This is a genomic window from Neptuniibacter sp. 2_MG-2023 (assembly GCF_030547495.1).
Classification (GTDB): Bacteria; Pseudomonadota; Gammaproteobacteria; order Pseudomonadales; family Balneatricaceae; genus Neptuniibacter.
On the sequence record NZ_JAUOQC010000012.1, the window covers coordinates 113,783 to 124,735 of the forward strand.

Below are 10,953 nucleotides of genomic sequence, written 5' to 3' on the forward strand. Positions count from 1 at the left end.
GGCTGAGCATACTCCGCTAAGAAGCAGAGTATGCTTTAAATAGATCTAACGTAGATCTAATACCGGCCATAGGTGTTCGTTGGCATGGGCTTCTAGAGTTTCATCTGGATTAACAGCAATCGGATTAGTGACTAGTTGGAGTAAAGGTAGATCGTTATGGGAATCGCTATAAAAATAGCTATCTTCTAACGTATAGGGATTTGCTGATAGCCAGTCATTAAGTCGAGTGACTTTTCCCTCTTGGAAGCATGGGATGCCTGTTACTTTGCCCGTGTAATTGCCATCAATCATCTCAGGATCTGTCGCGATAATGGCATCAACGCCTAATCTGTTCGCAATGGGGCCAGTAACAAAATGATTAGTTGCTGTAATAATTAATAGATAATCATCGCGTTCCCTGTGGTTTTTCAGTAGTTCTAGGGCTTTTGGTAAGATAATGGGCTCTATTTTTTCTGCCATAAATTGCTGATGTAGTGTATTTAGCTTTTCTTTATTGAGTGTTGCTAGAGGACGGAGTGCAAAATCTAGGAACTCATAAATATCTAAACCGCCATTTTTATACTGGTCATAGAAATAGTCATTAGCGCGGCGGTATTCATCACTGTCGACGATTCCTTTTTCACATAAAAACTCTCCCCAAGCGTGATCACTATCACCACCCAATAAGGTGTTGTCTAAATCAAAAATAGCTAAGCTCAATGGGGTATCTCCTATCTGTATTAGATGAACACGATGTCAGTTCGAGAGCATAGGGAGGAACGCAAATGAATGCAATCGCCATTGTATAAGCTTGTGAGGGTTATATGCTTTTTATAATTTTTTCGCCTAAAACAGGCTGTTCTTGTGCTTAATAGTCGTATTCAGGGGTAATATTTTGTCTGAGGATTTGCTGAGTATGAAAGAAGTGTGGAACAATAGCTGAAAAGAATTTAGGGATTGTACAGTGATTGATTCAGATGGGTTCAGGCCGAATGTCGGTATCATTCTGGCAAACTCGCTGGGTCAGGTCCTTTGGGCAAGACGAATAGGCCAAGATGCTTGGCAATTCCCGCAGGGTGGTATCAACGAAGATGAAACACCTGAAGATGCAATGTATAGAGAGTTGCGGGAAGAGATAGGACTTAAAGTATCAGATGTCGAAATTGTCGCGGTGACGCGCGGTTGGCTCAGATATAGGTTGCCCAAACGAATGATCCGGCGCAATTCACATCCAGTGTGTGTCGGCCAGAAGCAAAAATGGTTTTTGTTGAGGATGTTAAGTACAGATAGTGCTGTTGCTATCGATCACACTGATTCGCCAGAGTTTGATGGTTGGAAATGGGTGAGCTACTGGTATCCGCTTGGCCAAGTTGTGTCTTTTAAGCGAGAGGTTTACCGAAAGGCAATGCGAGAGTTATCTCCAAAGCTATCGCGTATTAATGATAAAAAGACCTGAGTGGAGAAATTGAGTGCTGAATGTATTAAGAAAAATTGTGCAAGAGGTAAGTGTAGCTCCTGATTTAGAGACTGTGCTTAACCTCATTGTGCAGAGAATTCAGCGCTCAATGCATACGCAGGTTTGTTCTGTTTATCTGTTTGACCCGAGTGATCAGTGCTATGTGCTGATGGCGTCAGAGGGGTTAAACGAAGAGGCGATTGGCAGTGTGCGTCTGTCAATCGATGAAGGTTTGGTTGGTACGGTGGTAAAGCGTGCAGAGCCAATCAACCTTGAGAATGCTGCTGATCACCCTGCATATAAGTATGTTGAGGCGACAGGAGAGGAGCGATTAAGCTCCTTCTTAGGCGTCCCCATTATTCGTCATCGTGATGTATTGGGTGTGCTTGTTGTGCAGCAAAGAGAGATACGCCGCTTTGATGAAAGTGAAGAGGCCTTTCTTGTTACACTTTCTGCCCAGCTAGCCGGCGCGATTGCCCACGCTGAAGCAACGGGCTCTTTAGGTGCCATCGGTGCACAGTTAACCGATGTGATTGACCTTAAGTTTGAGGGTGTTGCCGGTGTCGCGGGTGTGGCTATCGGTTCCGCTACGGTTATCTCGCCGCCAGCCGATCTAGGTTCAGTACCGGATAAAACAGCGAAGAATATTGCTAAAGAGATCGCTAACTTCCAAGAGGCGCTTAAGCTCGTGCGCCGTGATATCAAAGTGGTCGGTCGAAGCTTGGCGCAGCGTTTAAGATCGGAAGAGCAAGCGTTGTTTGATGTCTATTTGCGCATGTTGGATGATAATGCGCTCGCCGGTGAAGTGGTCTCGCGTATTGAGCAAGGTAATTGGGCCCAAGGTGCACTACGAGAAGTTGTAAGTGAGCATGTGCATCAGTTTTCTATGATGGGTGATCCCTATTTAAGAGAGCGTGCGACAGATATAAAAGATCTTGGACGCAGAGTTTTAGCCTATTTACAGGAAGCTTCCCCTGCACTATTGGAATTTACTGATGAGACTATCCTCGTTGCAGATGAACTTACCCCTGCGATGCTGGGTGAAGTGCCTAGTGAGAAGTTAGTAGGGCTTGTTTCGGTTCACGGCTCTAGTAATTCCCATGTTGCTATTCTAGCTCGCTCAATGGGTATTCCAACCATTATGGGGGCCGTTGATCTGCCGCTTACACGCATTGATGGGCGTCAATTGATTCTTGACGGTTATTCTGGCCGTATCTATGTTCAACCGAGTGAAAAATTACTGACGGCATACAGTGATATTGCGCGCTGTGAACAGGAGCAAGCGACTGAGCTAGAAGCCTTAAAAGATCTTCCTGCAGAAACCAGCGATGGATATGTTATGCCGTTGTGGGTGAATACGGGACTGGTGGCTGATGTCGCTCGTTCTCTAGATCGTGGCGCGGAAGGTATTGGTTTGTATCGTACTGAAGTGCCTTTTATGATTCGTGAGTTTTTTCCTAGCGAACAAGAGCAGGCTGATACCTATCGTAAGCAGATCGAAGCTTTTTCTCCTCGCCCTGTGACTATGCGAACACTGGATATAGGTGGAGATAAGGCGCTTCCCTATTTTCCTATCAGTGAAGAGAATCCATTTCTTGGTTGGCGCGGTATCCGAGTTACTTTAGATCATCCTGAGATTTTTCTAGTTCAAGTGCGAGCCATGCTAAAAGCAGGTGAAGGTTATGACAATCTAAGGATCATGCTGCCAATGGTTACTAGTGTGGGTGAGGTCGAAGAGGCAAGTCGTCAAATTGATCGTGCGGTTCAGGAACTTCAGGATGAAGGTTATGCGATCAAACGTCCGCTTGTTGGCGTGATGGTAGAGGTGCCTGCCGCAGTGTACCAAGTACGTAGGTTTGCACGGCGTGTTGATTTTATCTCTGTGGGCTCAAATGATTTAACCCAGTACCTGCTGGCGGTTGATCGAAATAATCCACGCGTAGCAGGATTGTATGTCAGTTATCATCCTGCGGTACTTAAAGCGTTACAGCATATTGCTCGCGAAGCCCATAAAGAAGGGGTCCATGTATCTATTTGTGGTGAAATGGCTTCAGAGCCCGGCGGTGCTTTACTCTTAATGGCGATGGAATACGATGTGCTCTCTATGAATGCAACGAACTTGCCTAAGGTGAAGTCCGCTATTCGTTCTGTTAGTAAAGCGGATGCGGATAAGTTGCTAAAAGAAGTTATGGCTATGGATGATGCTGATCGCATACAAACGTTTATGAATGAGCGCTTAGAGCAACTTGGTATAGCGCTACCTGCTCAGCCAGTATTAGCTATATAGTCGTCGGCTATCCAATTGGGGGAACTTGAATTAGCTGTTCTTGGCGGCTAATTTTTCCATCTGCTCCGTAGCTTTGTTCTAGTATTTGGGTGGTGCCATCTTTCTCCTGTAGTAATACTGTCGTTGCTCTTGTTCCGTAGTTGCTGGTTTTTATAAAGATTGATGAGAGTATCTTTTCCCATTCGGGGCTTACGCCTGTATCTGGTAGCTGTTCGATCGCTGCTTGTGTCTGATCACTCATAATCCCAATGAGCGACTCAATATCTAAGTTCTTATTTTTTATTGCGTGTGAAAGTTGTGTTTTTACATGCCGGACTTTAGGCCAAGGAGTATCGAGCAATGCATTGCTTAGTGCATATAGGCCTGGTTCGAGCTTTTGGGTCTCGGTCCTTTTGTTTGAAGCGTAGTAAAAACCGGATTGGTCACCGAGTAGTAGATTAAAATCACTAAATTCCATTTGTTCGGATGCTAATTGTTGTAGATAGTGTTGGGCTGATATGTTCGTGCAGAGAAAATTACGTGTTAGCTCGCCCCGTGAACGTAAACTCTTATTCGTTGTCTTATGGCCATCTCGATAGTTTGTTACGGCGGAGAAACGCCCTGTTGTTGTGATGCCTAGCCATGTTCCTGATTTTTCGCAGTCTCGGCCAGCAAGCACTTTTGGCTCATCTTGCCAAAAACTTAATAAATCACTCGGGCGCTGGTAAAACTCATCTCTGTTTGCGATTAGAATAAGCGAATATTTAGGATGGGAGTTATAGGCAAAAGCGATTAGACACATAGTAAATATCCGTTAAATGGGTAAGATAGCGATCCTATTTAAAATCTAACTGTACACTGTCGATTCTAAGTGTTCAGGAATAAAAATTCATACCAGTAAAGGTTTGCGTGATGTTAGTGACCATTTTGACCTATCTTGTTCTTGGTGCAGCTGCGGGTGTTGTTGCTGGCCTATTTGGGATTGGGGGCGGTCTTTTGATCGTGCCTGTGCTTATTTTTTGTTTTGAATTGCAAGGTATGTCATCGGAGGTGTTAACTCATGCTGCGGTTGCGACCTCGTTAGCTACTATTGTTGCAACATCGGTTAGCTCTACATTGGCCCATCACCGTAAAGGTGCTGTGCGTTGGGATATTTTTAAGCCGTTAGCGTTAGGTATATTGGTTGGTGCGGTGCTCGGTGTAAAAACGGCAGGACAGATGAAGGGTGAATGGCTCCAGATTGCTATCGGTTGTTTTGCTATTGCAGTGGCCTTTCAGATGTCTTTGAACTTAAAACCGTCGGCTGGTGAAAAAGACGTTTCGAAGGGGGTATTTGTTATCTCTGGAGGTCTAATTGGCTGGTTGTCGAGTATTTTTGGTATTGGTGGTGGCACATTGACTGTGCCTTATCTAACCTGGGGACGAGTACAGATGCAGCAAGCGGTTGCTACCTCTGCTGCTTGTGGTTTGCCCATCGCGGTGATGGGTGCATTGACTAATATTTGGGAAGGTTGGGGGCACGCTGATATGCCTGAGTGGAGTGCTGGGTATATCTACCTTCCTGCTTTTTTGGGAATTGTGCTTACAAGTACCTTATTTGCCAAGGTGGGAGCTAAGCTTGCGCACAGCCTGCCTGGACCTGTATTAAAGCGAATTTTTGCAGTGTTTTTGCTTTGCGTAGGTTTGCGTTTTTTACTGACTAATTTGCTATAAGGAGATACAGATGTGGGTGCATGATATAGATCCTATTGCCGTTGCTTTAGGCCCTTTGAAAATTCATTGGTACGGTTTGATGTACTTAGTGGGTTTTGCTGCGGCTTGGTGGCTGGGCGTTAGGCGTGCGCGCAGAGCGGGTTCAGGTTGGAGCGAAGAACAGATCTCAGACATTATTTTCTGGGGAGCAATGGGTGTTGTGCTTGGCGGTCGGGCTGGCTATGTCATCTTTTATAATTTTGATAAGTTTATATCTGATCCACTATGGTTGTTTGCTGTATGGGAAGGGGGCATGTCGTTTCATGGGGGCTTGCTCGGGGTTATTGTGGTGATGTATCTGTTTGGTCGCCAGCATAAAAAAACCTTATTTCAAATGACCGACTTTATTGCGCCTTTAATACCCGTAGGTTTAGGGGCTGGCCGTATAGGTAACTTTATCGGTGGCGAACTATGGGGACGAGTGACGGATCAGCCTTGGGGGGTTGTTTTCCCTCGGGCAGGAAATTTGCCGCGACATCCTTCCCAGTTATATGAATTTGTGCTTGAGGGTGTGGTGCTGTTTGTGTTGTTGTGGTGGTTCTCGTCTAAGCCTAGACCTCGAATGGCTGTATCAGGACTATTTCTCCTGTTGTATGGGATTTTTCGTTCGATGGTGGAGTTCGTGCGTGAGCCTGATGAGCACATAATGTTTTTGGCATTTGACTGGCTGACAATGGGGCAATTGCTATCCTTGCCTATGATTATCTTGGGTGCGTTTCTTCTTCTTTGGTCAAAAAGATCGGAGGGTGTAGAACCTGTTGCTCGATGAATTATTGTTAAGGGAGAAAGGTATAGATTGTCGTTAATATGACTTTCTATATCCCTGCATACAGTCTTTTAGACTGAATGCAGGGCGATGGGATAGTAGAATTACACTGAAAATGGATATTGTATGGCGGGGTGATGCTCATAGCCTTCGATTTCAAAGTCATCGAGTGTGACCCATGTTTCTAGATCTTCTAGTGATTTGATATCAGGGTTGATGATCAGTTTTGGTGAGGCTAATGGCTCGCGTTTGAGCTGTACATTTTTCATTAATTCCAACTGGTCTTCATAAATATGTGCATTCACAATTTTATGAAAAGCCTGTCCGGGCTTGTTGCCGGTAATTTGTGCCATGATGGCCAAGAAGAAATAAACCTGAACCATATTGAAATTTAACCCCAGCGGTACATCACAGCTTCTTTGCGTGCTGTTCAAGTATAAAGTATCGCCGAGTAGGGAAAAATGATGGCTGTACATACAGGGACGTAAACATCCCATGTGGAACGCGCCAGGGTGATAGAAAGTGAAAATTTCGCCGCGATCATCAATGCCGTTGGAAAGGTCATCTACAATTTTGCGAAGTAGATCAATTTTTCCGCCATCGACTTTAGGAAAGTTACGTCCGATCTTGCCATAGATTAATCCACAATCATCAGTTCCTTTGCGATATGGATTGGCAAGCCAGTCTGAATTATCGTTTGCGTTAGCATCCCAAGTTTTGGTGCCGATTTTGCGAAAATCAGCCGCGTTATCGTAGCCTCGGATATAACCGATAATCTCTGCTATGGCAGCTTTGTAAAAGCTTTTACGGGTTGTAACAAGAGGGAATTCCCCATCTTTTACGTTATAGGTAAGATCAGCGTCGATAATGGTTAGGCACTTCTTGCCTGTTCGCTTGTTGTCAACCCAGATACCTTGATCGACTATTCTTTGGCAAAGATCTAGATATTGCTTCATGGCTTTGTTATTAACCTGAATTCGATTTGAGACTAGTTTATGATAACGATAAAAAAGAATGCCATGTTAGCAGTTTTTTAAAATTACGGTAGAAGGAGTGGGCGTGAAGTTAGCCATCATTGTTGCTCAAGATAAAAATCGGGCAATCGGTATTAATAATAAGTTGCCTTGGCATCTACCAGAGGATCTTCGCTATTTTAAGCAGGTGACCATGGGTAAACCAATTATTATGGGGAGAAAAACATTCGAGTCTATCGGGCGGCCATTGCCGGGTAGGGTGAATATTGTTATATCGCGTCAGGAAAATTATGCCCCAGAAGGGGTGAGAGTTGTTAATAGTTTGGATGATGCAGCTGAATTAGCTGAAAGTATCTGTCTAATTGATGGCGCCGATGAAGCAATGATTATCGGTGGTGCGCAGATATATGCTCAGGCGATTGATAGAGCTGATCGTTTATACTTAACGGAAGTCGATGCAGAGATTAATGGTGATGCATGGTTTCCAGAGTTTGATCGTTCTGCTTGGAATGAGCTCGGACGGGAAGACTTTTTGGCTGAAGGGCCAAATCCCTATAATTATAGTTTTATCGTGTTAGATCGAATTTAATCAAAAAAAGGCTAAGTAGTATGACGGTCCGTTCGTTGTTGTCTATTTTGGCTGATGGCAAGTTTCATTCAGGGCGAGAGCTGGGAGATGAGGTTGGTGTTAGTCGTAGTGCGATCTGGAAGCATGTACGTCGTTTTGAAGACGGTGGTTTAGAGATTTTCAGTGTTAAAGGGCGTGGATATCGAGTCCCAGGTGGTCTTGAACTACTCGATGTAGAGCGTATTCAGCAGGGGTTATTGCCTGAGGTTAAATTGTTGATCAGGGATCCTGATTTGCGGCTGAGTATCGAATCCACTAATGAATTAGCGATGGAGGCCAGTCAGCGTGGTGATTGTCATGGTCGCTTGTTCTTGGCTGAGCAGCAATTAGCTGGCCGCGGACGTAGAGGTCGTGAGTGGGTAAGTCCGTTTGCTCGTAACCTGTATTTCTCTTTGGTTTGGCGTTTTGAGCAAGGTGTTGCTGCACTTGAAGGTTTAAGTCTTTTAGTGGGTCTTGCTATTGTGCGAGCCTTGGAAAAGATGGAGATCCAAGGTGTCGAGCTTAAATGGCCGAATGATCTTTTACATCAAGGTAAAAAACTTGCTGGAATCTTGCTCGAAGTTCATGGTGAGGCTTCCGGTCAGTGCCAGGTTGTTATTGGTGTCGGTATTAATGTTGAGATGCCGAAAGCAGTAAGTGAGGCTATAGATCAACCATGGACCGATCTGAAGACTATAACTGGTGGAGTGGTAAGCCGTAATCAATTACTAGCGGTTATCCTTAATGAGTTAGTGGTTTGTTTGGAGCGTTTTGATAAGGAAGGCTTTGTGGGGTTGGTTGATGAGTGGCAATCTCGTCACGCTATGCAAAACGAGGCGGTTATTCTGCAAATAGGTGATGAGTTTGTGGAAGGGGTATGTCGGGGTGTTGATGGCTCTGGTGCTTTGTTGCTTCAGTCTGCTGCCGGTATCAAGGCTTATCATGGTGGTGAAATTAGTGTTAGACGTCCAGTATGATTTTAGAGATTGATGCAGGTAATACCTTTGTTAAGTGGCGCTTGCTCAATCACTTAGATGTAGTGAAGCGTGGGCGCTTTTTAACAGAACAGTTAAATCGAAGTATACCCGTTGAATGGCAGGCGCCAGTTACTGAGATTAGAGTTGCCTCCGTGGCTGGTAAGGATGTCAATCAGCAGATAGGATCCGTTCTCTCTGGTTATCACGCCATAGAAATACAGTTTGCGCAAACTACATATGTCTGTGCCGGTGTGAAAAATAGCTATGCACAAGCAGAACGCATGGGAGTTGATCGTTGGTTGGCAATGCTGGCTGCCTACAATAACGTCAAACGCGCTTGCTGTGTTGTGGACTGTGGTAGCGCTATCACGATCGATTTCATTGATGCCGCCGGTGAGCACCAAGGTGGGTATATTTTACCGGGACTTAGGTTGATGAAACAGGGTTTGTTGTCTAATACAGCTGAAATCCAAGTTGATCGATCTATGTCTTCTTTTGATCTTGAGCCGGGTAGAGATACGTCTGCGGCGGTTGATCATGGTATTAATTACCTGTTTCTTTCTTTGGTTGAAAAGGTCGCCAGAGATATTAATACACCTATGGAGTCATATCAGTTATTTGTCACGGGTGGGGATGGGCAGTTGTTTGCTTCCCTTGTTGAGGGGGCTGAATATTTCTCTGATCTTGTGCTTGATGGTCTTGCTTGGAGTCTAAGTCCGTAATGCTACGTTGGATTTGTCTGTTTGCCTTATTGGCAAATGCGCTTCTTTTGTTGTGGTATTCGGTACAGGCTCCGCGTACGGTCCCGCGTCTCGAAAGCCACTCTAGCGATATTGATACATTACGTCTTGTCGGTGAGATTAATCCTCTATCATTGGTTTGGCTGAGTGGGGATTCTGACGTTTCATCATGTGTAGAGTTTGATGGTTTTAAAAGTCGGGTCAAGGCTGGTGCTGTAAAGCGATTTGTTTATGAGCAGGGGTTTGCTTCTGAAATAGACGAAGTTCGAGTTCAAGTTGAACGTAATCATAAAGTGATTGTGGTGCTGCCGGCTGAATTAAATAAGCGCATGGAAGTTATAGATTACTTAGAAAGTTCAGAAGGCTTGGAATCGGAAGAGATGTTTGATTTTGAGTATGTGATCGCAGGTTTTAAAGGTAGGGCAGAGGCTGAAGAGAAGCTGATGCAGCTGAAAGCCGCTAAAATAAAGGCGCGCATTGAGTTTGAGCGGGTAAGCGAGTTACGTTTTAGGGTGCGTGTTTTTGAGTATATTGATCGAAAATTATCCAATGAAATCAAAGAAGTAGTGGTAGAAAGCTATTCTGTAGAAAAAAATGAAAAAAAAGTGTGTCAAAGGGTTGCAAGCATAAGGTCTACTGAGTAATATACGCGCCACTTCGTTGTTGAGAAGCCGGTATAGCTCAGTTGGTAGAGCAACTGACTTGTAATCAGTAGGTCCGGGGTTCGACTCCTCGTGCCGGCACCATCTCAGGCCAGACGAAGTATTGAAATTGTTGGTGGGGTTCCCGAGTGGCCAAAGGGATCAGACTGTAAATCTGACGCGAAAGCTTCGGTGGTTCGAATCCACCCCCCACCACCATTCATTGCAAGGCGGGTATGGTATAGTGGCTATTACCTCAGCCTTCCAAGCTGAAGAGGCGGGTTCGATTCCCGCTACCCGCTCCAATGACCTATTGCTCAAGTAGCTCAGGGGTAGAGCACACCCTTGGTAAGGGTGAGGTCGGCGGTTCAATTCCGCTCTTGAGCTCCAGAATTTATTTTAGGGTAGATATAGAAATATATCTGCCCTTTGTTATATTTGGCGCTTTGTAAATTAATTGTACTGGTAGAGACCGATGGCTAAAGAACAATTTGAACGCTCAAAACCGCATGTTAACGTTGGTACAATCGGCCACGTTGACCACGGTAAAACTACACTTACTGCTGCTCTGACTCGCGTATGCGCTGAGGTTTGGGGTGGTGCTGCAGTTGCATTCGATGGTATCGATAATGCTCCAGAAGAGCGTGAGCGTGGTATCACAATCGCGACTTCACACGTTGAGTATGATTCTCCAGAGCGTCATTACGCACACGTTGACTGCCCAGGACACGCGGATTATGTGAAAAACATGATCACAGGTGCTGCACAGATGGATGGCGCGATTCTAGTATGTGG

The 10,953-nt window shown here is 45.0% G+C and carries 12 protein-coding genes and 4 tRNA genes; 13 read left to right on the top strand and 3 right to left on the bottom strand.

What is annotated here, in order from left to right:
- Positions 1–45: 45 nt before the first annotated feature.
- On the bottom strand, positions 46–699 hold the full coding sequence (locus Q4486_RS12315) for an HAD family phosphatase (protein WP_303519620.1): 654 nt from the start codon (positions 697–699) through the stop codon (positions 46–48).
- Positions 700–943: 244 nt separating this feature from the next.
- Here Q4486_RS12315 and Q4486_RS12320 point away from each other — a divergent pair, with 244 nt between their 5' ends.
- Positions 944–1,435, top strand: coding sequence for an RNA pyrophosphohydrolase (locus Q4486_RS12320; RefSeq protein WP_067862931.1), 492 nt, complete (start codon positions 944–946; stop codon positions 1,433–1,435).
- A gap of 13 nt (positions 1,436–1,448) precedes the next feature.
- Positions 1,449–3,722 (top strand): phosphoenolpyruvate--protein phosphotransferase, encoded by a 2,274-nt coding sequence (gene ptsP / locus Q4486_RS12325; RefSeq protein WP_303418100.1) that lies wholly within the window; start codon positions 1,449–1,451, stop codon positions 3,720–3,722.
- 7 nt (positions 3,723–3,729) lie between these two features.
- Here ptsP and Q4486_RS12330 read toward each other — a convergent pair whose 3' ends face one another.
- The gene (locus tag Q4486_RS12330) at positions 3,730–4,503 is read right to left on the bottom strand and encodes an NRDE family protein (RefSeq protein WP_303418098.1); all 774 of its coding nucleotides are present in this window, start codon (positions 4,501–4,503) and stop codon (positions 3,730–3,732) included.
- 110 nt (positions 4,504–4,613) lie between these two features.
- On the opposite strand from Q4486_RS12330, the gene Q4486_RS12335 reads away from it, so the two are divergent.
- Entirely contained in the window at positions 4,614–5,414 is an 801-nt protein-coding gene (locus tag Q4486_RS12335) for a sulfite exporter TauE/SafE family protein (RefSeq protein WP_303418097.1), read from the top strand.
- A 10-nt stretch (positions 5,415–5,424) separates the two neighbouring features.
- Complete coding sequence (gene lgt, locus Q4486_RS12340) at positions 5,425–6,222, top strand: prolipoprotein diacylglyceryl transferase (protein WP_303418095.1); 798 nt, start codon at positions 5,425–5,427, stop codon at positions 6,220–6,222.
- A 101-nt stretch (positions 6,223–6,323) separates the two neighbouring features.
- On the opposite strand, the gene Q4486_RS12345 is transcribed toward lgt, so the two are convergent.
- Positions 6,324–7,175 carry a thymidylate synthase gene (locus Q4486_RS12345; protein ID WP_303418093.1) on the bottom strand — a complete coding sequence of 284 codons (852 nt, stop codon included), beginning with the start codon at positions 7,173–7,175 and terminating at the stop codon, positions 6,324–6,326.
- A gap of 103 nt (positions 7,176–7,278) precedes the next feature.
- Here Q4486_RS12345 and Q4486_RS12350 point away from each other — a divergent pair, with 103 nt between their 5' ends.
- The 9 genes from Q4486_RS12350 to Q4486_RS12390 all read left to right on the top strand — a co-directional run.
- The gene (locus Q4486_RS12350; RefSeq protein WP_303418091.1) at positions 7,279–7,782 is read left to right on the top strand and encodes a dihydrofolate reductase; all 504 of its coding nucleotides are present in this window, start codon (positions 7,279–7,281) and stop codon (positions 7,780–7,782) included.
- A 20-nt stretch (positions 7,783–7,802) separates the two neighbouring features.
- Entirely contained in the window at positions 7,803–8,777 is a 975-nt protein-coding gene (gene birA, locus Q4486_RS12355) for a bifunctional biotin--[acetyl-CoA-carboxylase] ligase/biotin operon repressor BirA (RefSeq protein WP_303519621.1), read from the top strand.
- Positions 8,774–9,499 carry a type III pantothenate kinase gene (locus Q4486_RS12360; RefSeq protein ID WP_303519622.1) on the top strand — a complete coding sequence of 242 codons (726 nt, stop codon included), beginning with the start codon at positions 8,774–8,776 and terminating at the stop codon, positions 9,497–9,499. Before birA ends, Q4486_RS12360 begins: the two co-directional genes overlap by 4 nt.
- Positions 9,499–10,161, top strand: a complete 663-nt coding sequence (locus Q4486_RS12365; protein ID WP_303519623.1) for a hypothetical protein — start codon at positions 9,499–9,501, stop codon at positions 10,159–10,161. The genes Q4486_RS12360 and Q4486_RS12365 overlap by 1 nt, the downstream gene beginning before the upstream one ends.
- Positions 10,162–10,187: 26 nt before the next feature.
- Positions 10,188–10,263 (top strand) — tRNA-Thr (locus Q4486_RS12370).
- Positions 10,264–10,293: 30 nt separating this feature from the next.
- Positions 10,294–10,377 (top strand) — tRNA-Tyr (locus Q4486_RS12375).
- An 11-nt stretch (positions 10,378–10,388) separates the two neighbouring features.
- A tRNA-Gly gene (locus Q4486_RS12380) sits at positions 10,389–10,463 on the top strand.
- A 10-nt stretch (positions 10,464–10,473) separates the two neighbouring features.
- Positions 10,474–10,548, top strand: a tRNA-Thr gene (locus Q4486_RS12385).
- Between the two features lie 85 nt (positions 10,549–10,633).
- The coding region (locus Q4486_RS12390; RefSeq protein WP_303519624.1) for a GTP-binding protein at positions 10,634–10,953 on the top strand (320 nt) is incomplete at its 3' end.